Below are 26941 nucleotides of genomic sequence, written 5' to 3'. Positions count from 1 at the left end.
TGGTCACGGAGCCGAGGGCCCGCCCGGCTTCCCCCGGTCTCCCTGCGCGCCCTCCCGCCGGGCGCGGCTCGGCTGCACCCGCTTCGGCTCGCCCGGCATCTTCGGGTGCTCCGGCGGATACGGCAGATCGCCGAGGCCGTGGTCGTGTTCGTCGCGTCGCGCCAGGTCGAGCAGCGCCTCAAGGGAGAAGGCGTGGTCGTCCATGTCGGCGTGCACGTCGCCGAGTTCGGCGAAGCGGCCGGGCATGCTCGCCAGGTCGAAGTCACGGGGGTCCGCCTCGCCCACCTCCTCCCAGCGCAGCGGCGCGGACACGGGGGCGTGCGGCTGGGGGCGCACGGAGTAGGCGGAGGCGACGGTGCGGTCGCGGGCGGTCTGGTTGTAGTCGACGAAGATCTTCGCGCCCCGCTCCTCCTTCCACCAGGCGATGGTCACCTGCTCCGGCATGCGGCGCTCCAGTTCCCGTCCGACGGCGATGGCGGCGCGGCGCACCTCGGTGAAGGTCCAGCGCGGTTCGATGGGCACGAAGACGTGCAGCCCCCGGCCGCCGGAGGTCTTGGGCCAGCCCCGCAGCCCCCCGAACTCGTCGAGTACCGCCCGCAGTTCGTGGGCGGCACGCACCGCGTCGGCGAAGCGGGTGCCGGGCTGCGGATCGAGGTCGATGCGGAGTTCGTCGGGGCGGTCGACGTCGTCACGGCGCACCGGCCACGGATGGAAGGTGAGCGTGCCGTACTGCGCGGCCCACACCACGGCGGCGACCTCCGTGGGACACATCTCGTCGGCGCTGCGGCCGCTCGGGAAAGTGATGTGGGCGGTGGGGATCCAGTCGGGCATGTTCCTGGGCGCCCGCTTCTGGAAGAAGGACTCGCCGGTCACACCGTCCGGGTAGCGCTCCAGGGTGGTGGGACGGTTGCGCAGGGCACGCAGGATCCCGGGGCCGACGGCCAGGTAGTACCGGGCGAGGTCCAGCTTGGTGAAGCCGCGCTCCGGGAAGAAGACCTTGCCGGGGCTGGACAGCCGCACCGTCCTGCCCGCCGCCTCCAACTCCATCGCATCACCCATGCCAGCCACGGTAGGCGTGTGGTACCTCCCTCGCACACCGGGCGGATCCCCCCGCTCGGCCGCAGAATCAAAGGCATGGACCTGCCGGTGATGCCGCCCGTGAAGCCGATGCTCGCCAAGCCCGTGGCGAGCATCCCGCCGGACATGCAGTACGAGGCGAAGTGGGACGGATTCCGGGCCATCGTGTTCCGTGACGGTGCGGAGGTCGAGCTGGGAAGCCGCACGGGAAGGCCGCTGACCAGGTATTTTCCTGAGCTGGTGGAGGCGCTGCGGGAGCGGCTGCCGCACCGGTGCGTGGTGGACGGCGAGATCGTCGTCGCACGGGAGGGCCACCTCGACTTCGACGCGCTGACCGAGCGGATCCACCCGGCCGACTCGCGGGTGCGGATGCTCGCGCAGAAGACCCCGGCGTCCTTCGTGGTGTTCGATCTGCTGGCGCTGGCCGACGCATCGCTGCTCGACGTCCCGCTGAGCGACCGGCGCGCCCTGCTGGAACGGGAGCTGTCGGGCGTGACGCCGCCCGTCCACCTGGCGCCGGCGACGACCGACCGCGCGGTGGCCGAGCAGTGGTTCCAGCGGTACGAGGGCGCGGGCCTGGACGGGGTGATCGCCAAGCCGCTCTCCCTTCCGTACCGTCCGGACCAGCGCGTGATGTTCAAGATCAAGCACGAGCGCACGGCGGACGTCGTGGTGGCGGGCTACCGCTTCCACAAGAGCGGCCCGGTCGTGGGGTCGCTGCTGCTCGGGCTGTACGACGACCGGGGTGCCCTCCAGCACGTGGGCGTGTCCGCCGCGTTCCCCATGAAGCGGCGCGCGGAGCTGGTGGAGGAGCTGGAACCGCTGCGGATGGAGGACGCCGCGGGCCATCCGTGGGCGGCCTGGTCGGACGAGGTGGCGCACGAGACGGCCCGGCTGCCGGGGGCTCCGAGCCGCTGGTCGGGGAAGAAGGACCTGTCCTGGGTGCCGCTGCGGCCCGAGCGGGTGGCGGAGGTGGCGTACGACCACATGGAGAACGGGGTGCGGTTCCGGCACACGGCGCGCTTCCGCCGCTGGCGCCCGGACCGCACGCCGGAGAGCTGCACCTACGACCAGCTGGAGGAACCGGTGCGCTACGACCTCGGGGAGATCCTCGGCTCCCCGGACTGAACGTCCCACCGGCAGCCTCCCGCGAGCCGCCCTCCGGCTGAGCCTCCCGTCCGGTCGGCAGCCCGTCCCGCCTGGCAGCCCGTCCCGTCTGGCAGCCCGTCCCGTCTGGCAGCCCGTCCCGCCGAGCCGTTCGGGCCCCGTCGGCGGCACGCCCGAGTCCGGACGGATCGGGTATAGCCTCCGATGAACGGACAAGCGCACAATTCAAGCCACGGGGGACTCGGTGGAAGCGGTGGGCATGCGACGGAACGCGCGGATACGGCGCGGCGTGACGGCGGCGGTGCTGCTCACCGCCGCCGCGGTGGGGGGATCCCTGGTGGCCGGGTGCAGCACGGGCGGCGGGTCCCCGGACGGAAGGGGCGAGCAGCAGTCGCGGCACCCGGACGACGGGGGCCGGACCTCCGCCCCGCCCACAGGCCCGGTACTCGCGGTGAAGATCGACAATGTGGCCGCGGCGCGCCCGCAGACGGGGCTGGAGCAGGCGGACGTCATCTACGCCGAGCAGGTCGAGGGCGGTCTGAGCCGGCTGATGGCGGTGTTCGCGACGAAGCTGCCGAAGGTGGTCGGGCCGGTGCGCAGCGCACGCGAGTCGGATCTGGAACTGCTGCGCCAGTTCGACGAGCCAACGCTGGCCTTCTCCGGGGCGCAGCACAAACTCCTGCCGCTCATCGACAAGGCGCCGCTGACCCCCGAGCCGCCCGAGAAGAACACGGACGCCTACTTCCGCGGCTCCGGCAAAGCCGCGCCGCACAACCTCTTTCTGCGGCCCCGGCGGCTGATGGAGTCCGCGCCCGGGGCCGCCGCACTGACGACGGGCTTCCGTTTCGGCGCCGCACCGGCGGGCGGCACGCCCCAGACCACGCGCACGGTCCGCTTCCCGTCGGCCCGCTTCACCTTCACCTGGTCCGCGGGGCAGCACCGCTGGCGGGTGGCGATGGACGGCACCCCGACGGTGACGACGGACGGCGCGCGGGTGGCCCCGGCGACGGTGGTGGTGCAGTACGTGCGGGTACGCGCCTCACGCTTCCACGACGTCCTCGGCAACAACTCCCCGTACTCGGAGACCGTGGGCTCGGGGAAGGCCGACGTGCTGCGCGACGGGCGGGTGTTCCACGTCGACTGGCGGCGCGCCTCGGCCGAGGACGGCACGCGGTTCACCACGGCGGACGGCAGGCCGATGACCTTCGCGCGCGGACAGGTGTGGGTGGTGCTGGCCCGGGCATGACCCGTGAGCGGCCGGGGCGCCCGTTCCCGCGCCGCGACCCGTGGGCGGCCTCGCTACGCCCGGCGGCCCCGTCGGCGGTCGGCCGCCTCGGCCGCGTCCGTCCGGGCGGCGACGAGCGCCCGGCGTGCCTCCTCGGCCGAGCCGAATCCCAGGGCGGCCGCGATCGCCTCCCAGGCGACGCCTCCCGCGAGCAGCGCTTCCACGGCGGCGCCGACGGCGACCACGGACTGGCGCCGGGCGCGGTCGAGTTCGGCGAGGGCGCGCAGCAGGTCGGGGGCCGTGGCGGCGCTCGTGAGACCGCCCTGCGCCGCATGCCGCGCCTGGTCGGCCGTGACCCACCAGTCGGCGGAGGTGTGCGGGGAACGAGTGGCCACGGTCCGGTCCACGGTGGTGCCGCCTTCCTTCGCTGAGACGCATGTCGGGCCCTGCGAGGGCTGCCAGTCTAGTTGCCCGTCCGCATCACGGTGTGCCGAGTCCGCTGAACGGACGAGCCGCCCTGGTGGCGTGCGGTCACACCCCGGCCGCCGCAAGGGGATCCGGTGGGCCTGCCGGGCCCACCGGACGGCGCAGTTCCTCGGCCGCGTCCGAGACGCGCCGGATGAGTTCGAGGAACAGGCTCTGCTCGTCGGCGGACAGCGGGGCCAGGAAGACCTGGTTCATCCGGGCGGTGCGCACCGTCAGCCTGCGGTGCGTCCGGGTGCCCTCCCGGGTGAGGCGCAGCAGGAAGCGGCGGCCGTCCTGGGGGTCGCGCACCTTGTCGAGGAGGCCGCGGCGGCCGAGCCGGCTGATCACCTCGGCGATGGTGGACCGGTCGAGTCCCACCCGCTCCCCCACCGTGCGCTGGTCGAGGCCCGGCTCGGCGACGAGGGCGTTCAGGACCGCGAACTGCGGCGAGGTGATCTCCTCGGAGACCATCGTGTTCCACAGCAGGTAGTGGGCCTGCTGCAGCCGCCGGGCCAGGTGCCCGGGGTGGGTGGAGAGGTCCACCGCGACCATGTGCACTCCCCTGGTCGTTTTGGTTTGTGCACTGAACGATACCCCCGGAGGCGGGCCCATCCACCGAGGAAAACGGTGGTCGGATCCGGTGTTCTCCGATGTATTGACGCTTCCGTACCGACGATGGCAGCGTGAGGACACCTCGCGTAGATAATCAGTGCCCTGACCAACTGCACCGTTCGAGCGCCGCACAGGGTGCTTGGGAAGAGGGGGCTTCACGGATGGACAAGGTGGTCGCCACGGCCCTGGAGGCGGTGGCCGATGTGCCGGACGGCGCGTCGCTGGCGGTGGGCGGCTTCGGCCTGAGCGGTGTGCCGAACCTGCTGATCCAGGCGCTCCACGAGCGGGGTGTCTCCCGGCTGTCGGTGGTGTCGAACAACTGCGGGGCGATGGAGTCGGGCCTTGCCGTGCTGCTCGCGGCCGGGCGGATCGCCCGGGTGACCGGCTCGTACATCGGGGCGAACAAGGAGTTCGCGCGCCAGTACCTGGCCGGGGAACTCGAGGTGGAACTGATCCCGCAGGGCACGCTGGCCGAGCGGCTGCGCGCCGGCGGGGCGGGGATCCCGGCCTTCTATACCCCGGCGGGCGTCGGAACACAGGTCGCCGAGGGCGGACTGCCGTGGCGCTACGACGGGCAGGGAGGCGTCGCACTCGCCTCGCCCCCGAAGGAGGTACGGGAGTTCGACGGCGCGCAGTACGTGCTGGAGCGCGGTATCCGCACCGACTTCGCCCTGGTCCGGGCGGCCAGGGGGGACCGTCACGGGAACCTCGTGTTCCACAGGTCGGCCCGCAACTTCAACCCGCTGGCGGCGATGGCGGGCACGGTGACCGTCGCCGAGGTCGAGGAACTGGTCGAGCCCGGCGGGATCGACCCCGACGCGGTGCACCTGCCGGGGATCTTCGTGCAGCGGGTGGTGGCGCTCACGCCCGAGCAGGCGGCGGACAAGAAGATCGAGAAGAGGACGGTTCGCTGACCATGGCGTGGACGCGTGAGGAGATGGCGGCCCGGGCCGCACGCGAGATGAGGGACGGCCAGTACGTCAATCTCGGCATCGGCCTTCCGACGCTGATCCCCAACCACCTCCCGGACGACGTGGAGGTGGTACTGGAGTCGGAGAACGGAATCCTGGGCACCGGTCCCTATCCCGCCGAGGACGAGGTCGACCCGGACCTGATCAACGCCGGCAAGGAGACCGTCACCGTCCTGCCCGGCGCCTCCTTCTTCGACTCGGCGCTGTCGTTCTCGATGATCCGCGGCGGGCACATCGACGTCGCCGTGCTGGGCGCGATGCAGGTCTCGCGCAAGGGCGATCTGGCGAACTGGGCGGTGCCCGGAAAGATGGTCACAGGGATCGGCGGGGCCATGGACCTGGTGCACGGCGCCCGCACCGTCATCGTCGTCATGACCCATGTCGCCAAGGACGGCTCGCCGAAGATCGTTCGGGAGTGCTCGCTGCCGCTGACCGGCAGGGCATGCGTCGACCGGATCATCACCGACCTCGGCGTGCTCGACGTCACCGATCACGGGCTGGTCCTCGTCGAGACCGCCCCGGGGGTCCGGGCCGACGAGGTCGTCGCGCTGACCGGCGCCGAGCTGACCGTGGCGGAGGGCCTGACATGAAGAGCGTGCACGTCGCCGACGCGGGGTCCGCACACCGATCGGCCGCTCGTCCCACCCCCGCTCTCGAACACTAGGAAGCCTCATGGCTGTCACTCAGCACGACATCGACCGGGAGATCGCGGCCCTGCACGCCGCCTACGAGAAGCGGATCGCCGACGGCGCACCCGTCGAGCACCACCCGCGCCGCGGCTACGCCCCCTACCGCTCCTCCGCGCTGCGCCACCCCGAGCAGCCGCCGATCACGATAGACGTCACCAAGGACCCCGAGCTGGTGGAGCTGTCCTCCCCGGCGTTCGGCGCACGCGACATCACCGAGATCGACAACGACCTCACCAGGCACCACCGGGGCGAGCCCATCGGGGAGCGGATCACCGTCTCCGGCCGTCTGCTCGACCGCGACGGGCGCCCGGTGCGCGGTCAGCTCATCGAGATCTGGCAGGCGAACGCGGCCGGCCGGTACGCGCACCAGCGCGAGCAGCACGACGCCCCGCTCGACCCGAACTTCACGGGCGTCGGCCGCGCACTCACGGACGACGACGGCCGCTACCGCTTCACCACCATCCAGCCGGGCCCGTATCCATGGCGCAACCACCTCAACGCCTGGCGCCCGGCCCACATCCACTTCTCGCTGTTCGGCACGGCGTTCACCCAGCGCCTCGTGACGCAGATGTACTTCCCGAACGACCCGCTCTTCCCGTACGACCCGATCCTGCAGTCCGTGACGGACGACGCCGCCCGGCAGCGGCTGGTCGCGACGTACGACCACAGCCTGTCGGTGCCGGAGTTCTCGCTCGGCTACCACTGGGACATCGTGCTCGACGGCCCGAAGGCCACCTGGATCGAGGAAGGACGCTGATCCGCCATGACAAGGATCGACACGAGCAGCCCGGAGGGCGTCCTGCCCACCCCGTCACACACGGTGGGTCCCTTCTACGGGTACGCGCTGCCGTTCCCCGGCGGCGGTGACATCGCGCCGTCCGGCCACCCGGACACCATCACGCTGCGGGGGTACGTCCTCGACGGCGAGGGACAGCCGCTCCCGGACGCCTTCGTGGAGCTGTGGGGCCCGGACCCGGACGGCACCCTGCCGCAGGTGGACGGTTCGATCCGGCGGGACCCGGCGAGCGGCGGCTACCTGGGCCGCAACGGCGTGGAGTTCACCGGCTGGGGCCGCGTCCCCACGGACGCGGACGGCCACTGGTGCGCCCGTACGCTGCGGCCCGGCGCGCGCGGGCGCAGTGCCCCGTACCTGAGCGTGTGCGTCTTCGCGCGGGGGCTGCTCATGCATCTGTTCACCCGGGTCTATCTGCCGGGCGACGAGGCGGCGCTCGCCGCCGACCCGCTGCTCGCCCGGCTGGACGGCGACCGCCGCGACACGCTGATCGCGGTGCCCGAGGACAACGGCACGTACCGTTTCGACATCCGCCTTCAGGGCGAGGGCGAGACGGTCTTCCTGGAGTTCCGGTGACTCACCCACCCTTCGAGGTGCCCCCGTCCGAGTCCGGCGCCGGCCTGCTCGCCCCCGGGTGGGCCGGCTCCCCCGCCGCGTCCGCGACCAGCGACACCGCGTATCTGGGGGCGCTGCTCGACGCGGAGGCCGCGCTGACCCGCGCCCAGGCATCGCTGGGTCTGGCTCCGGCGGCGGCGGCGACGGCGGTGACCTCGGCCGCCGGTTCCGGGCGCTTCGATCCGGTGGACCTCGCCGTACGGGCCCGCGCCGGCGGCAATCCGGTGATCCCGCTCGTCGCCGATCTGACGGAGGCGGTCGGCGCGGAGTACGGGCCGTACGTACACCGCGGCGCGACCAGCCAGGACATCCTGGACACGGCGACGATGCTGGTCGCCGCGCGCACCCTTGACCTGGTCCTGGCCGACCTGGAGCGCGCCCGACGGGCGCTGGGCCGCCTCGCCGCGCGCCACCGGGACACGGTCATGCCCGGCCGGACGCTGACGCAGCACGCGGTACCGACCACGTTCGGGCTGAAGGCGGCCGGCTGGCGCTCGCTGGTGCTGGACGCACGGGACCGGCTGACGGCCGTACGGGACGCGCTGCCCGCCCAACTGGGCGGCGCGGCCGGCACGCTGGCCGCGTTCACCGCCTACGGCGCGGCCGACCCGGGCCCGCTCGTGGCCGCCTACGCGAGGGAACTCGGGCTGGCCGCACCCGAGTTGCCCTGGCATACGCTGCGCACTCCGATCGCCGATCTCGCGGGCTGCCTCGCCTTCACCGCAGGGGCGCTGGGCAAGGTCGCCGCGGACGTGCTGACCCTGTGCCGCACCGAGATCGCCGAGGTCGCCGAGGGCACCGGCGGCGGTTCCTCCGCGATGCCGCACAAGGCGAACCCGGTACGGGCGACCTTGATCGCGGCGGCCGCCCACCGGGCACCGCAGCTCGCCGCCACACTGTACGGATCGCTGGCCGCGGGCGACGAACGGCCCGCCGGGGCCTGGCACGCCGAGTGGGAGCCGCTGCGTGATCTGCTGCGCCTGGCCGGCGGCGCGGCACGCGATGCCGCCGAACTGGCCGAGGGACTGCGGGTGCACCCGGACACCATGCGCGAACACCTCGGTCTCACCCACGGGTTGATCGTCTCCGAGCGGCTGGCGGCCGCCTTGACCCCGGTGCTCGGCCGCGCCCGCGCCGGGGAACTGCTCACGGAGATCGCCCGGCGCGCCCACGCCGAGGGCCGCTCCCTGACCGAACTCCTTTCGCAGGAGCCCGAGTTGACCGACCTGGACCTCGCGGACCTCACCGATCCGACCCATTACACCGGCTCCGCCGGAGCCCTCACCGACCGTGCCCTGGAGCGTTCGTGACCGACAAGCTGCCGCATCACCGCACCGAGGGCCCTGTCACCGCTCCCCCGCTGTTCCTGGGATCCTCACTGGGCACCTCGTACGCCCTGTGGGACGAGGTCGCGCCCGAGTTGTCCGCCACCCACCGCGTGATCCGCTGGGACCTGCCCGGGCACGGCGGTTCGGCCCCGGACCTCATCGGGCCGGGTGCGACGGTCGCGGAGCTGGCCGGGCTGGTGCTGGCGCTGGCGGACGCCCTCGGCGTCGAACGGTTCGCGTACGCCGGGGTGTCGCTGGGCGGCGCGGTCGGTCTGCATCTCGCCGTGCACCATCCCGAGCGGGTCTCGTCGCTGGCCGTCATCTGCTCGTCCGCGCACTTCAACGGGTCCAGTCCCTGGGAGGAACGCGCCGCACTGGTCCGCCGAGAAGGGCTGGGGCCGGTCGCGGCGACCGCCGGCTCGCGCTGGTTCACGCCCGGGTTCACCGTGCCCCGGCTCGTGCGGGACCACCGTGAGGCGGACCCGGCGGCGTACGCCGCCTGCTGCGACGCGCTCGCCGCGTTCGACATCCGCGACCGGCTGCCGTCGATCGGCACGCCGACGCTGCTGATCGCGGGCCGCGAGGATCCGGCGACACCGCCGGCGCATCTGCGGGAGATCGCGGACGCGGTGCCCGGCTCGGCCCTGGTCGAGATCCCCGGCGCCTCGCACCTGGCGCCCGCCCAGTGCCCGGAGGCCGTCCTGACGGCGCTGCGGGCGCATTTCTCGGGGACCGTGGGGCGTGGCATGCAGGTGCGCCGTCAGGTCCTCGGCGATGCGCACGTGAACCGGGCGCAGGCGGGCGCGACCCCCTTCACCTCCCGGTTCCAGGACTTCATCTCCCGCTACGCGTGGGGCGAGATCTGGACGGACCCGACCCTGTCCCGCCGCGAACGCAGCATGATCACGCTGACGGCGCTGGTCGCGCACGGTCACCACGACGAGCTGGCCCTGCACGTCCGGGCGGCCCGCCGCAACGGTCTGACGGCGGAGGAGATCGGCGCGGTCCTGCTCCAGACGGCGGTCTACTGCGGTGTGCCGGCGGCGAATTCGGCGTTCGCGGTGGCGCAGCGGGTCCTCACGGAGATGGACGCCGAGCCGGACACCGAGCCGGACACGGAGTGGGACACGGACGAGGACGCGGGGCAGGACACCGCCCGAGGCTGACCCCGCCGGTCGTTGCCCCACCGGTATCCCTCACACGCCGCCACCCGCGCCTGGGGCCTGGCCCGGGGCCTGGCCCTGGCCCGGGGCCCGTGCCGAACGTCCCGCCGTCCACCCGGAGGGCGGACCCTGCGGCGTCCGGTGCGTGCGATCGCACGGCCGAGGACCGCCCTCGTACGGGGAACCGCGCGCCGAGGGCGAGGCCACGGCTTCGTCGCCGACCTGGCCTCCTCGGCCGGGGCGCGCCGGCTCGGCACGGGGGTGGCCGCCGCGCACCTCCGGCTGGACGTCCTGGTCGGCACCGCGGGAGTGGGCGGCGGCACGCCCGGGTCCGGGCGCGAGGCCGGCGCCGACGGGCACGGGCTGCGCCTCGCGGCGACTACCACTGGCTGGCGCCCGTGGTGCTCACCCGCGCCCTGCCGCCGGTGACGCCGCTACCCGTGCGCGAGCGCGGCCTCCGCCCGGGCCGTCAGGCCGTCCGCGCCGCAGGACCGCGCGAGCGTCAGACCGCGCTCGAGGTCCTCGGTCGACCGGGCGGCGATTCCGTACTCGACACGTGCCACGGCGTGTTCGTAGGCGCACGGCGACGCCTCCAGATACGTCACCGCCCGGGCGTACAGGGTGACGGCACGCTGCCCGGTCTCCAGGTCGGCGGCGAGACGGAGGGCCTCCCCGATCGCGGTGTCGGTGCCGAAGAGTTCGGCCTGCCGGCGGGTGAGGGCCACCAGTTCGGCGGCACGGCGCGGATCGTCGGCGGCCAGGGCGCGGGCGAGATCGCCGGCCCAGGGTGCCACCACGGTGTTGTGGCCGCGTCCGGCGGACGCCTTCTCGGCGGCCTCGAGTTCGTTGACGCCCTCCTCGGTCCGGCCTGCGGCCAGGAGCAGCCGGCCGCGCACGGAGTGGTTGTCGGGCAGGGTGATGGTGGAGGGGTACGGCGGTGCGAAGCCGTACTGCTCGGCGATCGACCACGCCTCCTCGATGTGCCCGCGGGCGAGCAGGGTGTCGACGAGCCCGCAGGTCGCGGACCAGTGCAGGGGCAGTCCGCGGCCGACGCGCTCCGCGAGGCGCAGTGACGAGCGCAGGGATGTCTCCGCCTCCACGAGGCGGCCGCGCCTGCGGTGCCCGAGTCCGACATAGGCGTGGGCCAGGGCGAGGTGGCCGCCGCTCCAGCCGGCGGACTCGTAGGCGCGCAGGCCCTCCGTGAACAGGCTCTCGGCCCGGTCGAACCGGTCGGTGTAGGCGTACGCGTTGCCGAGCATCAGCAGCAGCTCGATGCCCCATTCGCTGTCGGTCCAGCCGAGGCCGGGCGCGAGGCGGCCGTTGACGAGGGCGCGGTCGCACAGTTCCACGACCTCCTCGGCGTTCTCACCGTGGGTCATGGCGTCGAAGCCGCGCAGGATGAGCAGTGCACGCTCGGAGTTGTCCTTGCCGGTGCAGGTGCGGGCGAGCTCGGCCAGCTCCCGGGAACGGGCCGGGGATTCCTCCTCGGCCGCGTGGATGCCCTCCCACATGTGGTGCACGGCACGCAACCGCATCCGGGCCGGACCCTCCGGCAGCCGGGCCGCCTCCGCGTCGATCGTGCGGACGGCCTCGTCCACCTGGTCGTTGTGCAGCAGGGCCTGGGAGAGGCGGTGGACGGCGTCCACGCGTTCGTCGCCCTCCAGGCCGGGCATGGCGAGGGCCGCCTGGAGGTAGTCGATGGTGGTGGCGGGCGAGGTCAGCAGCGTGGCGCAGCCCAGTTCGTAGAGCACGTGCGGGTGGATCTCGGGCAGCGGCGGCTCCACGAGGGCGCGCTCCAGACAGCGGCGGGCCGCCTCGGGGGCGCCGACGGCGAGGTGCTCGCGCGCGGCCTGGCGCATCTGCTCGACGAGTTCCTCGTCGTCGTCCGGGTGGACTTCGAGGAGATGGCGGGAGGCGGCCGCCGCGCCGAGTCCTGAGTCGGTGACGACCTGAGCGGCGATGCCGTGCATCGCGGTGCGCAGTCCGTCGGGGATGGAGCGGTAGACGGCGCTGGCGATCAGCGGGTGCACGAACTCCAGCTCGCCGTCGTCCGTCTGACGGCGCGCCGGGTCGGTCTCGGTGAGGATGCGGGCCGCGCTGAGGAGTTCGGCGCAGCGCCGCGCCTCATCGGGGCGCAGCGTGGCGAGCCGGGCCACCAGGTCCACGGTGATGCCGGAGCCGAGGATGGCCGCGGCCCAGGCGAACCGGGTGGCCTCTATGCCGAGGCTCTCCAGGCGGGCGACGAGACCGTTGCCGCGGGCCGAGCGGTTCAGGGCGCGCAGTTCGGCGGCCGACTCCTCGACCGGCGCGAGCTGGCTGTCCTGCACCTTGGCGAGGAGTTCGACGGTCTCGTACGGATTGCCGCCGGTCACGGCCCACACCTCGCGGCAGAACGGGGCGTCGGCGTGCGCGCCGACGGTGGCCCGGGTGAGTCCGGCGGTCGCCTCGGGGGTGAGCACGCTCAGCGTGCTGACCGGGCGGCGGGCGGCCGCGGTGATCGTGTCCAGGTGGCGGCCGCTCTCGCCGGTGGCCTCACCGGGCCGGTGGGCCACCACGACGAGCACGCGCAGTTCGCCGAGGCGTTCGCAGAACGCGGCCAGCCAGCGGAGGGTCTCCTGGTCGGCCCAGTGGGCGTCGTCGACGAGCAGCACCAGCGGCCACTCCCGCTTGGCCAGCCGGGACACGGCGACGACCAGGCCGTCGTACACGCCCTGCGGGTCGGCCTGCCGGTCGCCGGGGGCCGTTATGCCGAGGGCCGGGCCGGCGATGTCGTACCAGTCGCCCAGGTACTCCCGCGCCTCCGCGGGCATCAGCGAGACGAGCGCGGGCTGCAGCAGTTGCCGTACGACATTGAAGGGGACGGATGTGACGGTCTCACCACCCCGGGCGGACCAGACCGTGCAGCCGCGCTTCTCGGCGATGCGGCGTGCCTCGGCGAGGAGCGCGGTCTTGCCGATGCCGGCCTCTCCACTGAACACGAGCAGGCTTCCCGGCTCCGACGGCGAGGCGTCGTCGCGCAGGGCGTCGACCGCCTCGGTGATGGCGGCGAGTTCCGCGTCGCGTTCCCACAGGGAAGCCGAGGCGGCCCCGCCGGGCCGTGCCTCCGTCATCCCGGTACCTCCCCAGGTCGCCCAAACGACGTACGGACATTGAGCCTAGCCGTCCGGGGGCCGCGGTGGAGCCCGCTCGGTGCACCTGTTGCCGTGATGGGTGATGCGGCGCCTCCCGAGGCGACGCCGCACGCCACCGGCGGCCGGCCCGGGAGCCGGGCGGCACCCCACAGCGCGTCTTCTTCCCGCTCCGGCCCTCTCATCGCTCTTTCACACATGCCTCATACGGTGAGTCCATGACGCAGGTGACTCCGCCCGGGTGGTATCCCGACCCCGGGCAGACAAGTGACGGTCCCGCCACCGAGCGCTGGTGGGACGGCAAGGCATGGACGGACCGGACCCGCCCCGTGGATCCGGCCGCCTCCTGGGGTCCGCCGGCGCAACCGCCGGGCGCCGGTGGCCAGGCGGGCGGGCCGCTCGCCGTCGCCCCGTATCCGGGTGCCCGGCCCGCCTCCGCGCGGCGCGGGGCGCGGACCGGGCTCGCCGTGGCGGCGGCGGTCGTGGTCCTCGCCGGCATCGGCGGCGGTGTCTACGCGCTGACCGCGCACGACGGCCGGGGCTCCGCCGACTCCCAAGGGCCGGGCGGCCCGGGCGGGTTCGGCGGTCCCGAGGGGCAGGGCGGCCGGGGGGACCGGGGCGGACCCTTCGGCGACCGGGGCGGGCCCGGCGGCCCGGACCGCGACGGGGACGGGGACTCCGGCGGCGGCCAGGCTCCCTGGCCGGGCGGCTCCGGGCAGCCGCAGACCGAGGACGGGTACGTCGCCGACCCGGTCGACGGCATCAGCATCCCCGTGCCGGACGGCTGGAGCGGCACGACCGTCCGGGTGGGGGCGCAGATCACGTCGAAGGACACGTACAAGTGCCCCGGAGACGCCTCGAAGGTCTGCAGCACCGGCGGGGCGTACTCGGCGCCCGCCCGGGCACAGGGGTTGACGGCCTCCACGCCGAAGGCGGCGGCCGAGGAGGACATCGCAAAGAACGCCGAGGAGTCGTACGGCGGAACCTCCTACGGAAGGATCACGTCCCACGAGGTGCTGGCCTCCCGGGCCGTGACCGTGGCCGGGCAGCAGGGCTACCTGGTCCGCTGGAAGGCGGTCACCAGCAAGGGCGCGGACGGCTGTGTCGAGTCGCTGGTCTTCCCCTCGCCCGCCGGCTCCCAGCGGCTCGTCGTCGTCCGCTTCGCCATCGACATCGGGCCCGGCGCGCCCCGGCAGTCCGTGCTGGACGAGATCACCAAGGGCATCAAGGCGTCGGCGGGCGGCAACGGCCAGGACGTGTGAGCCGCCGAGGCGGCCGCGGACGGGCATGGTGCGGCCCTCGGCGGCGGGGACCGGACATGATGCGGCCGGGCGGGGCTCCCCTCCGCTCCTGGGGAACCCCGCCCGGCCGGGGTGCGCCGCCCCCGTCCCCACGGTGCGGCGCGAGGGGGCCGCCGTCCGGTCATCCCGCGAACGGCGGCCCCGGTCTCATGCCAGTCCGAGCTCCGGGAGCAGCACCGCCTCGACGAAGCGCTGGAGGTAGTCCTCGTCCGCGTAGCGCCCCTCCAGGAGCGGGCGGACCCGCAGAACCCCCAGCAGCTGCGCGGGGACGTACTCCAGGGCCGGGTGGTCGGCGCGCACCTCACCGCGCTCCACCCCGCGGTGGACGATCTCCTGCAGGGCCTTCACCTCGGGCTCCACGACGGCTTCGCGCAGCGCCCGGGCGAGTTCCTCGTCCTGCATCGCGGCATGACCGAGGGCCTGGACCAGCTTGGTGTCGCGCCCGGACCACTCGGCGGCGGCGCACGCCGCCGCGCGCAGGTCCCCGGCGAGCGAGCCGGTGTCGACGCCCTCGAACCATGAACAGCGGCTGCTCCTGAGGGCGGCCGCCACGAACTGGGGCTTCGTCTTCCACTGGCGGTACAGCGTCGACTTGCTGCACCGGGTGCTGGCGGCGATCCCCTCCATGGTGACCGCCTCATAGCCGCATTCGCGGATCCGTTCGAGCACGGTGTCGAAGAACTCCCGCTCCCGCTCGGGCGTGAGCTTGGAGCGGCGCGAGCCGGTGACCGTCTCCGGTCCGTCCGCCGCCTGCGACGTCATGGCGCTGCTCCTCGGTCGTGGCACCGGCCGGGTGGGCCGCTTCACAGCAGTGTAACGATACGCCAGGGTACCGGTACGCGAGCGTATCGGTACACTGGCGTATCGATGAGCCTTGGACAGGACCCACTCGTCTGTCCAGTGGATCCCCTCCTGGGCTCACCACGCACCACCCCATGCACGCACGTCAGCAAAGGGGCCGGGGAATGGATTCCCGCACCGAGCCTGAGACAGGGACGGCCACGGCACGCCGGCCGCCCCTGGTCCGCGAGGCCCTGCTGGTGGCAGGGCTCTTCCTGGTCTACAAGACCGGCCGGGTGCTCGCCGGCGGCCACACCGCCGAGGCGTTCCGCAACGCGCGCCGGGTCTGGGGCTGGGAGCGCTCCCTCCACCTGCCGGGCGAGGGCGCCGTGCAGTCCGCACTGCTGCACGGCGACGCGCTGGTCCGCCCCGCGAACGTCTACTACGTGGCCGTCCACTTCGCCGCCACCGGGGCCTTCCTGGTCTGGCTGTACATACGGCGGCCGGGACACTACCTGTGGGCCCGCCGGGTCCTGGCCCTGGTCACCGGCGCCGCGCTGGCGCTGCACCTCACGTTTCCGCTCGCCCCGCCGCGCATGCTCGACGTGGCCCACCTGGTGGACACCGGGCGGACGTACGGGCCCACGGTGTACGGCGCCGAGCCGGACACCGACTCGCTGGCGAACCAGTTCGCCGCCATGCCGTCACTGCACTTCGGCTGGGCGCTGATGATCGCCGTCGGCCTGATCGCGACGAGCCGGTCCCGCTGGCGCCCGCTGTGGCTGCTGCATCCGCTGCTGACCCTGGTCGTGATCGTCGGCACCGCGAACCACTACTGGCTGGACGCGGTCATGGCGGCCGTCCTGCTCGGCATCGCGCTGGCGGTGGTCCGCGTACCGTCGCCGGTACCGCACCGCCCTGCCGCCGCACCCCGGGGAGCGGAGCCGGACGCGGTACGGGATCCGGTGCCGTCGTCCGCCCCCGCCGGGCCCATGACCGCGGACGGCGGCCCCGGCCTGGTCGGAGCCGGCCGGTGAACGGCACGCTCCTCGCCGTCGTCCTGTCCCTGTTCTCCGCCGTCGCGTACGCGGCCGCCGCGGTGGCCCAGGAGCGGCTGGCCTTCCGTACCTCCGGCACCGGTGTGCTGCGGCTGCTCACGCGCGGCGCCTGGTGGTGGTCGGTCGTCCTGAACGCCTCCGCCGCGGCGCTGCACGTCGCCGCCCTGAAGTTCGGTCCGCTGACCCTCGTGCAGCCGCTGGGCGCGCTCACCCTGGTGGCCGCCGTGCCGCTCGGGGCGCGGGCGGCGGGACGCCGCGTCGGCGCGGTGGAGTGGCGGGGCACCGCGCTCACGTTGACCGGTCTGGGCGCCTTGCTGGTGACGGCGTCCGGGCCGGAGCCCGACGATCTGCTCAGCCTGCCGGAGGCGCTGGCCGTGGCGGGGGCGACCACCGCGCTGATCGGCGTGCTGTGCCGGCCCGGCGCCCGGCCCGGACTGCGGCACGCGACCGCCTCCGGATTCGCCTCCGGTGTCGCCTCGGCGCTCACACAGACCGTGACGGTGGCGGCGACCGACCGCTCGGAACCGGTGCTCGGCGCTGAAGTCCTCGTCGTGGCCCTGCTGGTCGCGGCGTTCGCGACGGGCGGCCTGCTGCTGGCGCAGACGGCCTACCGGGGCGGTCTCGGTGCCCCGCTCGCGGTGGTGACCCTCGCCAACCCGGTCGCGGCGGCGGTGATCGGCCTGTCCCTCCTGGGTGAACGTCTCCAGGGCGGCGCGGCAGGGCTGTTGCTGACCGTGGCTGGGGCGTTGCTGGCGTCGTCGGGCGTGGTGACGCTGTCGCGGTCGGCACCGGAGCCGTCGGCCGCGGACGGCGGCCGTCCGGCCGCGGCGGTGACCGGCCCGGAGGCGGGGCCCGCTCCCCACGAACTGCCGCTGCTCCCCCCGCAGACGACGCCGCCGGCACCGGAGCGCCTCACCGCGCGGTGAACGCACGGCGGCCGGCACGCGCTCGCGCACGCGCCGGCCGCCGGCCTGATGCGTCCCCGAGGCTCAGCCGAGGCCCCGGGAGTCCTGCTTGAGCGCCGTGTCGACGGTGAGCGCCGTCGCCACGACGAGACTCAGCAGCGGCTCGGGCAACTGGTAGTGGATCTGCAGGACGTAGTTGTCCGCGGTCGTGAACATCGTCTTCGCCAGACCTTCCCAGGTCTTGGTGATCCGGGCGACCTCGTTGTCCGCGTGGTCGACGATCGCGAAGTTCCAGGCACGCCAGTTCTCCGCCTTGATCGCGCCGATCTGCCGGCCGTTCGCGTTCATGGCGAAGTTGATCTTGCCGATCATGTTCTGCTGGACGATCTCGCCCACGGGCTGCCCGTCCGGGCGCTCCACGACGACCCGCGACTTGAGGAACTTCGCGGGCCGGGTCAGCACCAACTGGGGCTGTCCGTAGACGTCACGGATCTCCAGCTTGTGGGTCATGAACTGGTCGAGGCTGGAGACGAAGCGCAGCACCTTCTTCAGTGCGTTCTGTCCGACCTCGACGACCGAGCCGAGCTGGTTGCCGTTCTGGTCCATGACCTTGTACTCGTTGGTCACCTCGATCAGCTTGGCCTTCTGGTTCACCACCAGGACCGGCTCCGTGAACAGGGTGCCGCCACCGGGACCGCCCGGGGCGATCCCGGCCTCCTGCTGCACCTGACGCTGCACGCGCGGGTCGGGACCGGCCGGCTGCTGCGGAACCGCCGCATGGCCGTGGGCCTGCGGGGCCTGAGCCGCTCCCTGCTGGTCCGGGCTGGTGTGCTGGGTCCACTGCACGCCGTCCCAATAGCGGAGCGTACGGGGCGCGCCGTGCGGATCCGGGTACCAGCCTGCAGGAGTGTTCGATTGCGTGGTCACCGGGGCACACTACCGCGAGCACATCGGTATCTGGCCAGCCCCCTCGATACGGGATCCTTCATCCCCGCGTACACCTTCGTCGCGTCCCTACTGCGTGGCGATCGCGGGGTCGCTCACGCCCGGCCGCCCGTTCTCGACGTGCCCGGCGAAACGGCGCAGGAAGGACGGATCGGCGTCGCACCTGACGGTCAGGTCGTACCAGCGCTTGCTCCTCTCCAGGCCGGCCGTGTGCCCGACGGTGGCCCCGGGCCGGACCGCGACGGTCCTCGGGTGCCCTCCGTACCCGTCGGTGACCGTGAACCGCACCGTACCCGGTCCCTTGTTGGTGAAGGTCAGCCGCACGTCCTCACCGCCGTGCCGTGCGGTGACCTCGGGGCCGGCGCCGGTGCCGGGGCCCTTGAAGACGCGCAGGAAGCCGTTCGGGCCGTGCACGGTCAGGTCGTACGAGCCGTTGGAGTACGCCGCGTTCCAGGTGTCCGACACGCTCTTGCCGGCCTCGGTGGTGTAGGTCCACGGGCCGTCGGCGCGGTTGCCGGACGTGACGAGGAAGGACGCGCCGGCGTGCCGTCCGGAGGCGAAGGTGAGCGTGAGGGTCCCGGCCGAGGCGTTCACCGACCCGTCCACGAGGGGCGCGTACTTCAGCGGGCGGGTGGGCCGCGAGCCCCGCTCCTGCCGGGGGAGGGCGGGGTCGGCGGGCGGGACCGGCACGTAGTCCGGGTGGCGTTCGTGGTCCTTGGGCCGGTAGCCGTCGGTGGCCGGGAGCGACACCGGCGCGGCGTCCTTGCGGGAGAAATCGAACGCCGCGGTCAGATCGCCGCAGACCGTACGCCGCCACGGCGAGATGTTCGGCTCATGGACGCCGAAGCGTCGCTCCATGAACCGGATGATCGAGGTGTGGTCGAGGGTCTCGGAGCAGACGTAGCCGCCCTTGCTCCAGGGCGAGACGACCAGCATGGGCACGCGCTGCCCGAGCCCGTAGGGACCGGGGACATGGCTTCCGTCGCCCTTGAAGACGTCCTGGCCGGCGTCGGCCGTGGACTTGCCCTGCGCGGCGGAGGCCGGCGGGAACGGCGGTACCAGATGGTCGAAGAAGCCGTCGTTCTCGTCGTAGGTGACGAACAGCGCCGTCTTCGCCCACACCGCGGGGTCGGAGGTGAGCGCGTCCAGGACCTGGGAGATGTACCAGGCGCCGTAGTTCGCCGGCCAGTTGGGGTGCTCGGTGAACGCCTCGGGGGCGACGATCCAGGAGATCTGCGGCAGCGTCCCGGCCCGCACGTCGGCTTTGAGCCGGTCGAAGAAGCCTTCGCCCCTGCGGGCATCGGTACCCGTGCGGGCCTTGTCGTAGAGGGGGTCCCCGGGCGCGGCGTTCTGGTACTGGGTGAAGTACAGCAGCGAGTTGTCGCCGTAGTTGCCGCGGTAGGCGTCCTGGATCCAGCCCCAGGAGCCGTTCGCGTCGAGGCCGTCGCCGACGTCCTGGTAGATCTTCCAGGAGACCCCGGCCTTCTCCAGGCGCTCGGGATAGGTGGTCCAGCTGTAGCCGGCCTCGTCGTTGCCGAGGACCGGGCCGCCGCCCGTGCCGTCGTTGCCCGTGCAGCCCGTCCACATGTAGTAGCGGTTGGGGTCGGTGGAGCCGATGAACGAGCAGTGGTAGGCGTCGCAGACGGTGAAGGCGTCGGCGAGCGCGTAGTGGAACGGTATGTCCTCGCGCGTGAGATAGGCCATGGTGGTCGAGGACTTCGCGGGCACCCACCCGTCGTACCCGCCGCCGTTGAAGGCGGCGTGTCCGTCGTTCCAGCCGTGCGGGAGGTCCTGGATGAACTGCAGGCCCAGGTCGTCGGCGTCGGGGCGGAACGGGAGGATGTCCCTGGCGCCGTCCGACTGGTGCCAGACCGGCTTGCCGTTGCGCAGGGTCACCGGGCGCGGATCGCCGAAGCCGCGAACGCCTCGGAGCGTGCCGAAGTAGTGATCGAAGGAACGATTCTCCTGCATCAGGACGACGATGTGCTCGACGTCCTCGATGGTGCCGGAACGGTGGTGCGCGGGAAGGGCGGCGGCGCGCTCGATGCTGCCCGAGAGCGCGGTGAACGCGGCGGTACCGCCCGCGAGGTGGAGGAAGCGGCGCCGATTCACATGGGGCATGAGGGGTGACCTCTTGTCTTCCTGACGGGGCGGAACGCCCGGTAATGAGGGAACCTGCGCGAAGGGAGTGTTCCAGGGGCATCAAACGTCAGGAAAGGATGCGATGACGCTCACGTGAAGGTCACCGGTACAGGAGAACCGGGGCGCACCGGGAGTCGTTTGCCGGAGATTTCCGGATGACGACCAGAGCGGGCCGTGGCGGGGAAGACTGGCGGCGTGTCAGGGATACGAACGGCCGTGGACCGCATGCTGGTGCGCTCCGAGGCGGCGTGGACACCGGCCGTCGAGCGGCGGGTCGCCGGCGTCGGTGAGAACCCCGAGAGCTGGCTGCCGTCGGCGGCCGGGCTGCTGCGCGCCTCCTGGAGCGAGGGCAGCCGGGACTGCGCGGTGGCCGCGGCGTCCGTTCTGGAGTACGCGCTCGACGTAGGGGAAAGGCCGGATCCGCGGCGGCCCCGCTGGGTACTGCACCTGTGGCTGGCCGAGCGCACGCTGGCGCTGCGGTTCGAGGACCACCGGCTGTCGGACGACGTCCACCACTGTCTCGCCGCCCAGACCCAGGGCCGGCCGGCGGACGATCCGGTCGCGGTCGCGGCGACCTACCCGGAGGAGCCCTCCCCCCGCCACTTCGAGCCGCCCCGGCCGTCGCATCCGCACGCCGTACGGCTGGCCGAAGGGCTCCCGGCGGAGGACCTGGTCCGGCCCTGTCTGCTGGCCCGGCTGGCGCAGTCCGCGCTGTTCCGCCTGGAGTCGGGCGACATGTCCGCGCTGCAGGACGCCGGACGGTGGGCCGACGCCGCGTTCGCGGGCATCACCGCCGACCACCCGGAGGCGGGCCTCGTCGGCTGCACCGCCGTCCACGCGGCGCTGGCGCGTTTCCGTGACCGGCCGGGTGACACACGGGGTGTTCGGCTGGCGCTGAGGGCCGGCCGGTCGGCGCTGCGGGCGGTCGAGCACTCCCGGCGCCACGGCACCCGCCCGGTCGACGACGAGGCCGCCTCGGCCCATCTGATGTTCTCCCTCGCCCTCACCGCCTCCCTGCCGCTCCATCCGGACGAGGAGGTGGTCGACGAGGCCATCGCCCAGCTGGAGGCGTTCCGGGCCTGCGCGCCGCCCGACGACAACGGGATCTACGCCGGGAACATGCCGGCGCTGCTGGGCGCGCGGGCCGTTCTCACCGGGTCGCACGCCGACCTCCGGCGCTCGGACGAACTGTGGGCCGCGCTCCAGCGGGACCTGCCACCGGACCACCCCCTGCTGCCGCACATCGCGGACAAGCGCGCCGCGTGCGCCGAGATGGCGAAGACGCTCCAGCGGCTGCCGTTGAACGGCGCCCGGCTGCTCAAGCTCGTGGGTCCGATGCTGGGACCGCTGCTGAGCGGGGTGCAGCTGCCGCCCATCCGGATGTACGTGCCGCCGGGCCGCCCCGGCGTGCGCTCCCCCGGCCCCGGTCCGGAGGACTTCGCCCCCTTCACCGGCGTCCCCCGGCCCGCCTCGGCAGACGCCGGACCCGGCCGCACCGGGGCCGCGACCGTCGAATGGCCGCCCGGGCCGCCCGCGGACGCCGGGCCCGCGGATCCGGCCTCCGCGGCCGACCTGGACGGGCTGCCGCCGGACGCCACGGCCGTGCGGGGCGCCCTGCTGGGCGCGGGGGTCAGCGATCCGCGCCGACTGGCCCTGGCCGTGGACCAGTTGAAGGCCGTGCTGGCGGGGCCGCTGCCCGACGGGCGGCGGGGCTTCGTCGCCGCTGTCCTCGTGCAGCTGCTGGCCGCGCAGTACACCTTCAGCGAGGACCTGGAGGACCTGGAGCGGGTGGTGCGGTGCGGGGACGAGCAGCTGGCCCTGCTGCCGCCCACGAGTTCGCGGTACGTCGAGCTGTTGTGCGCGGTGGAGATGCACCGGCACGCCCACGGGACACTGCACCAGGACGAGGCGACGATCGCCCGGGCCTGCGACGCGCTGGCCTGGGCGGTCGGCCGGATGCCGGAGATGTCGGCGAGCTGGCTCGGCTGTGCCATCCCCTACGCGCATGCCCTGGCCGCCGTCTCCTTGCTGCGCCGGGACGCGACCGGCACCCAGGAGGCGGTACGGCTCGTCGAACTGGCGGCGCGGAGCCTCGAAGCCCTGCCCGGCCGGCCGGAGTACTCGCCCGGGCTGGCCGAACTGCGCGAGCAGCTCCGCCCCGCCCTGGCCACCGTCGCCGAACTGGTCCGCCGCGCCCACGACGACGTCACCTGGCACCGCTACGGCAGGGAGGAGCCCGTCTCCTGGGAACCGGCCGCCAACCGGGTGCTGCCGCCCCGGGCCCGGTTCGAGAACGCGCGGACCGCGCTCGGCGAGGCGGTGGAGCGCCGGGACTGGGCCCTGGCGACGGAGGCCGCGGAGGCCGCGCTGGAAGCGCTGCCGCTGATGGTGTCGCAGGCGCTGCACCGCGACGACCGCCAGGCCGTTCTGCGCACCGCACTGCTCGGCCGCCGCTATCCGGCCCCGGCCGGCACCCGCCGCACGGCCGACCTCCCGGACCGGCTCGCCGGAACGAGCCTGGCCCGCACCGCGTGCGCGGTGGCGCTCGCCGCGGGCCGCACGGAGCAGGCGGCGGCACTGCTGGAGCAGGGGCGGGCGGTGCTGATGGGGCAGGACCTCCAGGCCCGCAGCGACGTCTCCGACCTGGCCGCGGTCCATCCGCGGGCGGCCCGCGAGTTCACCGCCCTCGCCCGCCGGCTGCGGGAGACGGAGACGGGGGGCGCACCGGACGGGGGACCGGGCAGCCGGCAGCGGCACGCGGCGGGTGCGGCGGACGGGCCCGGCGAAGCCGCGCGGATCCGGGAGCAGCACGCGGTGGCCGAGGAGTGGCAGCGGCTGCTGGCCCGGATCCGGGGGCTCGACGGGTTCGAGCACTTCCTGCTGCCGCCGAGCGCCGAGCAGATGCGGCGCGAGGCCGAGGAGGGGCCGATCGTCCTGATCAACATCGACCGGCTGCGCTCCGATGCCCTCGTCGTCACGGCCGAGGACATCAGGCTTGTGCAACTCGATGCCACCGAGGGACGGCTCGCGCACACCGCGCGGCAGTTCCTCACGGCGGTCTCTGTGGCTGTCGGCGAGTCGCGCGCCCGCCGCAGAGAAGCCTCCGAGACCGTGTTCGACACTCTCGAATGGCTCTGGGACTCCATCGCGGAACCGGTGCTGGAGGCGGCGGGCCTGACCCGGCCGATCCCCGAAGGCAGCCCGCGCGGTGCGGTGCCCAGGCTGTGGTGGTCGGCGTCCGGGCCGCTGGCCCATCTGCCGCTGCACGCCGCCGGTCATCACCGGGTGGCCGCGCGGGGCGACGGGCGCTCGGTGCTGGACCGGGTCGCCTCCTCGTACACGCCGAGCATCAGGGCGCTGCGGCATGCCCGGCAGGCCCCGACGGCGGGCCGGAGCGCCGGGCCCTTCCTGGCAGTGCGCCGGCCCACCGGTGCCGACGGCCGGGAGGGCGCGTCCGTGGCGGAGGTGGCGGCGATGGCCCGTACCCTGGGCGGACTGCGGAGCGTGCAAGGCGCCGACGCGACGGTCGGACGGGTGCTCACCGAGCTGTCCTCGGCGGCCACCGTGCACTTCGCGTGTCATGGGCTCAGCGACGCCGAGGACCCGTCCAGGAGCCATCTCGAACTCGCCGACGGACGGCTCGGGGTGCTGGACGTGGCCCGCCGACATCTGCCGCACGCCCAGCTCGCCGTCCTGCTGGCCTGCCACACCACCCGCACCGACCGCCTCCCCGACGAGGCCGTCCATCTGACGTCGGCGTTCCAGACGGCCGGGTATCCGCAGGTGGTGGGGGCGCTGTGGGAGGCGACGGATCTGGTGTCGGTGCGGCTGACGGAACGTCTGTACCGCGCCCTGCGGACGTACGGCGGCGGCCTCGACGTCACCGACACCGCGCGGGCCGTGCACGGGATCGTACGGGAACTGCGGGCGCGGCATGCCGGGTCGCCGCGCGTATGGGCGCCGTACGTCCACACGGGGCGCTGACGGATGACGACGAGTGAGCGAAAGGACGACGGCGTGAGCACATCGGACAGGGCAGCCACGATCGACCGGGAGACGGCCGGCGCGGCATGTCTGGCGCTGCGGCTGATGCTGGAGGAGTGGCGGCTGCCGCCCCAGGGGTGGGAGGAGATCACCGAGCTGCTCGACGAGTTCTCGGCGGCCGTCGCCGCGGGGGACATGGCGGCGGTGGACGCGCTGACCGGCGAGCTGGAGGAGCTGTCGGGCAGCCGGGTCACCCGGATCGAGGGCGCTCAGGACGGGACGCCGCCGGAGGGCGACGGGAAGGTACCGCTGCCCGAGCCGTACCGTGAGCGTGTCGTCGCCCTCGTGCACGCACTCGACCCGGACACCGCGACCGGCGGCCCGCGGCCCGCGCCCTCCGAGCGGACCTGACGGCGAGCCGATGCTGTCGGTACTCGCCAATGTCGCGATCGGTCTGCTGACCAGCCTCATCGGTCTCGGTCTGGGGTCGTTGTGGGAGCGGGGACGGCGGACCAGGGCGCTCTACCGCAAGGCCGCCTTCTTCGGCACCCGGCCGGGCGAGCACTGTGTGATCGTCGTCGGCACCAAGCACGGGCAGCCGGGCACGACCCAGCAGCGGGATCTGCGGGCGGTCGTCGAACTGACCGTCCTGCTGAGCGAACTGGGCTGCCGGGTGAGCGTGGAGTCCGGCGACCTGCGCGGCAGCAACGGCGACCGTGCCGAGTTCTGTGTCGGCGGGCCGATCGGCGGCTCCAATCCACGGACCGGCGGGCATCTCACGGCCCATCTGCCCGGGGTGACGATCACTCCGTTCGGCGACCGCCCGGACTCCGTGGCGATCGTGGTCGGCGGGGAGCACTACTACTTCGACCGGGGGCACCAGGAGTACGCGGTGGTCGCCAAGTTCACGCCACCGGAGTCGAGCCGGCCGGTCATGCTGGTGTGCGGGCAGAGCTCGGTGGCGAACCAGGCGGCGGTCCACTTCCTGCGGCGGGAGTACGCGCGGGTGGCCCGGTCGGTGGCGTCGGTGGACCGGTACTGCGTGCTGGTGAAGGTCTCCCACATCGACGTCTACTCGTTCCACCGGTCGGTGCTCGAACGGGACGTGTCGGCGGAGGCGTTCGCGGCGGTCGGCTGAGCACACCGACGGGTCGGGTCCGCATACGGCGACGAGCACCCGGTCCCCCGCGCCGGGTGCTCGTCGGGCCCTCGGGGCCGAGGGCCGGTCGGTGGGGCCCTCAGATCCCCGAATGCTCCATGGACGGATCGAGTTCCGCCAGCCCGTCGACGTACCGGCGGATCTTGCGGTTCGCCTTGATGCCGAAGGAACCGAGGTTGCGGCCCACGCCGAGCATGATCTCCCGGTGCGCGCCCCGGTCCCACATGTACATGTGCACCGCGGACTTCTGGATCTCCGCTCCCCGGCCGCCGAGCAGCGCCATCACGGCGAAGTCGGGGCGGTCCTCGGCCACTGTGTCGAAGACCGAGCCGCTGGGCTCCTCGAAGGTGGTGCCCGCGCCGGTGATGTTCTCGTTCCACCAGCTCACTCTCATCGCCCTGCGGAAGGCGTCGGCCGCCTCCGCCATCGACAGCCGGGTCGTTATCTCCACCGGTGGCTTGGCCATGCGCTGTTCTCCCTACTCGTTCTGCTTGCTCTACTTGTCCTCGAAGACCTTTTCGCTGAACCGGTAGCGCTGACCGCTGTCGATCCAGTTCTTGCAGGCGGGGTTGCGGCACTCGTAGACGACCCACGAGCCCATCGGCTGCCGTTGTTCGCTCTTGACGCTCATGCGCTGCCGGCAGACCTGGCAGCTACGGCCCTTGGCCATGTCTTCTCTCCTCGGAGCTCGGTTGCTTCAGAAACGGGACGGAGGCAGGGGTACGAACGGGCGCAGTTCGTCGGCGACCCAGTGGACGGGTGTCTGGAACGCCTCGCCGATCCGGGTGTAGAGGTCGTGGAGGGTGTCCGCCGACATCCAGTCGAAGCGGCTCCGGGTGGGGTCGGTGTCGCTGGTCGGCGCATCGATGACGGCCTTGAAACGGCTGTCGTGCGCGGCGGCGACGTAGACGACGTTGGAGTCCGGCGCCTCGGTGATCCGCGCGATCCGGCGCAGCTCCCCCGGCGCGAGGGGCGTGATCCGCGCCTCCTCGGGCGTCGGCCGGGGCCGGCCCACGAGCCAGGGCTCGGAGCGGTTCTCCCGCCAGAACCTCCAGTCGTCGGCCGACAGCCGGTTGCTCGGCACCCCGTTCGCCCGGAAGAACTCCAGCGCGGCCATCCGCACGGCGTCGTAGGCCGGGCTGCTGAAGTCGGAGCCGGCCAGGTTCCACACCGTGCGCGCGGCGCCGAACAGGGCGAAGCCACCGGCCGGCAGCACGGCGTCCGCCAGCGCTCGGGCGAAGCCCTCCGGGTCCGACTGCGCGAACGGCAGGAACGGCGCCTGGAGTTCGCCCCATACGTCCGAGGCGTCGATGTCGGTGCCGGCGGGGTCGAACTCGAAGCGGCCGAACCGCTCCATCCGCGACACCACGTCGTCCGGCAGCCGTGTGGCGCGGGGAGTCCTGGGGAACAAAGCCATGGTCTTCTCCTGGCACAAGAGCAGGAACCGGCCGATGCGGGCGCACCGGAGCCGGGCGCAACCTGTGTAACAAGGGC

Annotated in this window: 25 protein-coding genes; 15 read left to right on the top strand and 10 right to left on the bottom strand. The window is 73.3% G+C overall.

The window, feature by feature from the left end; translation table 11 throughout:
• Nucleotides 1-3: 3 nt before the first annotated feature.
• Entirely contained in the window at nucleotides 4-1059 is a 1056-nt protein-coding gene (ligD, locus tag ACZ79I_RS35780; protein ID WP_471503294.1) for a non-homologous end-joining DNA ligase, read from the bottom strand.
• 75 nt (nucleotides 1060-1134) lie between these two features.
• Between ligD and ACZ79I_RS35775 the strand changes: the two genes are divergently transcribed.
• Both ACZ79I_RS35775 and ACZ79I_RS35770 read left to right on the top strand, forming a co-directional pair.
• Entirely contained in the window at nucleotides 1135-2205 is a 1071-nt protein-coding gene (locus ACZ79I_RS35775; protein WP_471503292.1) for an ATP-dependent DNA ligase, read from the top strand.
• A 238-nt stretch (nucleotides 2206-2443) separates the two neighbouring features.
• The gene (locus ACZ79I_RS35770; protein ID WP_471503290.1) at nucleotides 2444-3430 is read left to right on the top strand and encodes a DUF3048 domain-containing protein; all 987 of its coding nucleotides are present in this window, start codon (nucleotides 2444-2446) and stop codon (nucleotides 3428-3430) included.
• 53 nt (nucleotides 3431-3483) lie between these two features.
• On the opposite strand, the gene ACZ79I_RS35765 is transcribed toward ACZ79I_RS35770, so the two are convergent.
• Both ACZ79I_RS35765 and ACZ79I_RS35760 read right to left on the bottom strand, forming a co-directional pair.
• A complete protein-coding gene (locus ACZ79I_RS35765) occupies nucleotides 3484-3804 on the bottom strand; it encodes a hypothetical protein (RefSeq protein WP_471503288.1) in 321 nt (106 codons plus the stop codon).
• A 136-nt stretch (nucleotides 3805-3940) separates the two neighbouring features.
• Nucleotides 3941-4426 (bottom strand): MarR family winged helix-turn-helix transcriptional regulator, encoded by a 486-nt coding sequence (locus ACZ79I_RS35760; RefSeq protein ID WP_471503286.1) that lies wholly within the window; start codon nucleotides 4424-4426, stop codon nucleotides 3941-3943.
• A 221-nt stretch (nucleotides 4427-4647) separates the two neighbouring features.
• Between ACZ79I_RS35760 and ACZ79I_RS35755 the strand changes: the two genes are divergently transcribed.
• The 7 genes from ACZ79I_RS35755 (at nucleotide 4648) to ACZ79I_RS35725 (ending at nucleotide 10474) form a co-directional block, all read left to right on the top strand.
• Entirely contained in the window at nucleotides 4648-5400 is a 753-nt protein-coding gene (locus tag ACZ79I_RS35755; protein WP_471503284.1) for a CoA transferase subunit A, read from the top strand.
• 2 nt (nucleotides 5401-5402) lie between these two features.
• A complete protein-coding gene (locus ACZ79I_RS35750) occupies nucleotides 5403-6047 on the top strand; it encodes a CoA transferase subunit B (protein WP_471503282.1) in 645 nt (214 codons plus the stop codon).
• A gap of 82 nt (nucleotides 6048-6129) precedes the next feature.
• Nucleotides 6130-6903, top strand: a complete 774-nt coding sequence (gene pcaH, locus ACZ79I_RS35745; protein WP_471503280.1) for a protocatechuate 3,4-dioxygenase subunit beta — start codon at nucleotides 6130-6132, stop codon at nucleotides 6901-6903.
• Between the two features lie 6 nt (nucleotides 6904-6909).
• On the top strand, nucleotides 6910-7515 hold the full coding sequence (gene pcaG, locus ACZ79I_RS35740; protein WP_471503278.1) for a protocatechuate 3,4-dioxygenase subunit alpha: 606 nt from the start codon (nucleotides 6910-6912) through the stop codon (nucleotides 7513-7515).
• Complete coding sequence (pcaB, locus tag ACZ79I_RS35735; RefSeq protein ID WP_471503276.1) at nucleotides 7512-8864, top strand: 3-carboxy-cis,cis-muconate cycloisomerase; 1353 nt, start codon at nucleotides 7512-7514, stop codon at nucleotides 8862-8864. The genes pcaG and pcaB overlap by 4 nt, the downstream gene beginning before the upstream one ends.
• Nucleotides 8861-10048 carry a bifunctional 3-oxoadipate enol-lactonase/4-carboxymuconolactone decarboxylase PcaDC gene (pcaDC, locus tag ACZ79I_RS35730; RefSeq protein ID WP_471503274.1) on the top strand — a complete coding sequence of 396 codons (1188 nt, stop codon included), beginning with the start codon at nucleotides 8861-8863 and terminating at the stop codon, nucleotides 10046-10048. The genes pcaB and pcaDC overlap by 4 nt, the downstream gene beginning before the upstream one ends.
• Nucleotides 10049-10186: 138 nt before the next feature.
• Nucleotides 10187-10474, top strand: a complete 288-nt coding sequence (locus tag ACZ79I_RS35725; RefSeq protein ID WP_471503272.1) for a hypothetical protein — start codon at nucleotides 10187-10189, stop codon at nucleotides 10472-10474.
• Nucleotides 10475-10479: 5 nt separating this feature from the next.
• Here ACZ79I_RS35725 and ACZ79I_RS35720 read toward each other — a convergent pair whose 3' ends face one another.
• Entirely contained in the window at nucleotides 10480-13155 is a 2676-nt protein-coding gene (locus ACZ79I_RS35720; RefSeq protein WP_471503270.1) for an ATP-binding protein, read from the bottom strand.
• 236 nt (nucleotides 13156-13391) lie between these two features.
• Here ACZ79I_RS35720 and ACZ79I_RS35715 point away from each other — a divergent pair, with 236 nt between their 5' ends.
• Complete coding sequence (locus ACZ79I_RS35715; RefSeq protein ID WP_471503268.1) at nucleotides 13392-14435, top strand: DUF2510 domain-containing protein; 1044 nt, start codon at nucleotides 13392-13394, stop codon at nucleotides 14433-14435.
• Nucleotides 14436-14621: 186 nt separating this feature from the next.
• Here the strand turns inward: ACZ79I_RS35715 and ACZ79I_RS35710 are convergent, their stop codons facing one another.
• On the bottom strand, nucleotides 14622-15236 hold the full coding sequence (locus ACZ79I_RS35710) for a TetR/AcrR family transcriptional regulator (protein ID WP_471503266.1): 615 nt from the start codon (nucleotides 15234-15236) through the stop codon (nucleotides 14622-14624).
• Between the two features lie 203 nt (nucleotides 15237-15439).
• Between ACZ79I_RS35710 and ACZ79I_RS35705 the strand changes: the two genes are divergently transcribed.
• Both ACZ79I_RS35705 and ACZ79I_RS35700 read left to right on the top strand, forming a co-directional pair.
• Nucleotides 15440-16291, top strand: a complete 852-nt coding sequence (locus tag ACZ79I_RS35705) for a phosphatase PAP2 family protein (RefSeq protein WP_471503264.1) — start codon at nucleotides 15440-15442, stop codon at nucleotides 16289-16291.
• Nucleotides 16288-17238, top strand: a complete 951-nt coding sequence (locus ACZ79I_RS35700; RefSeq protein WP_471503262.1) for a DMT family transporter — start codon at nucleotides 16288-16290, stop codon at nucleotides 17236-17238. Before ACZ79I_RS35705 ends, ACZ79I_RS35700 begins: the two co-directional genes overlap by 4 nt.
• A 63-nt stretch (nucleotides 17239-17301) precedes the next feature.
• On the opposite strand, the gene ACZ79I_RS35695 is transcribed toward ACZ79I_RS35700, so the two are convergent.
• Entirely contained in the window at nucleotides 17302-18144 is an 843-nt protein-coding gene (locus ACZ79I_RS35695; protein WP_471503260.1) for an LURP-one-related family protein, read from the bottom strand.
• A gap of 87 nt (nucleotides 18145-18231) precedes the next feature.
• On the bottom strand, nucleotides 18232-20283 hold the full coding sequence (locus ACZ79I_RS35690; RefSeq protein WP_471503258.1) for a phosphocholine-specific phospholipase C: 2052 nt from the start codon (nucleotides 20281-20283) through the stop codon (nucleotides 18232-18234).
• Nucleotides 20284-20499: 216 nt separating this feature from the next.
• Here ACZ79I_RS35690 and ACZ79I_RS35685 point away from each other — a divergent pair, with 216 nt between their 5' ends.
• The 3 genes from ACZ79I_RS35685 to ACZ79I_RS35675 are packed head-to-tail and all read left to right on the top strand — an operon-like array spanning nucleotide 20500 to nucleotide 25426.
• Nucleotides 20500-24288: a CHAT domain-containing protein gene (locus tag ACZ79I_RS35685; RefSeq protein WP_471503256.1), complete on the top strand. Its 3789-nt coding sequence runs from the start codon at nucleotides 20500-20502 to the stop codon at nucleotides 24286-24288.
• Between the two features lie 33 nt (nucleotides 24289-24321).
• Nucleotides 24322-24699, top strand: a complete 378-nt coding sequence (locus ACZ79I_RS35680; RefSeq protein WP_471503254.1) for a CATRA system-associated protein — start codon at nucleotides 24322-24324, stop codon at nucleotides 24697-24699.
• 10 nt (nucleotides 24700-24709) lie between these two features.
• Nucleotides 24710-25426: a hypothetical protein gene (locus ACZ79I_RS35675; protein ID WP_471503252.1), complete on the top strand. Its 717-nt coding sequence runs from the start codon at nucleotides 24710-24712 to the stop codon at nucleotides 25424-25426.
• A gap of 100 nt (nucleotides 25427-25526) precedes the next feature.
• Here ACZ79I_RS35675 and ACZ79I_RS35670 read toward each other — a convergent pair whose 3' ends face one another.
• From ACZ79I_RS35670 to ACZ79I_RS35660, 3 genes are read right to left on the bottom strand one after another with little or no spacing between them, the layout of a single operon-like run.
• Complete coding sequence (locus ACZ79I_RS35670) at nucleotides 25527-25913, bottom strand: hypothetical protein (RefSeq protein ID WP_471503250.1); 387 nt, start codon at nucleotides 25911-25913, stop codon at nucleotides 25527-25529.
• 30 nt (nucleotides 25914-25943) lie between these two features.
• Complete coding sequence (locus ACZ79I_RS35665) at nucleotides 25944-26117, bottom strand: hypothetical protein (RefSeq protein ID WP_381084933.1); 174 nt, start codon at nucleotides 26115-26117, stop codon at nucleotides 25944-25946.
• Between the two features lie 27 nt (nucleotides 26118-26144).
• Nucleotides 26145-26864, bottom strand: a complete 720-nt coding sequence (locus tag ACZ79I_RS35660; protein ID WP_471503248.1) for a hypothetical protein — start codon at nucleotides 26862-26864, stop codon at nucleotides 26145-26147.
• Nucleotides 26865-26941 lie beyond the last annotated feature (77 nt).

Source organism: Streptomyces sp. PSU-S4-23 (assembly GCF_055632315.1).
This window is presented reverse-complemented; position numbering and strand designations above follow the sequence as displayed.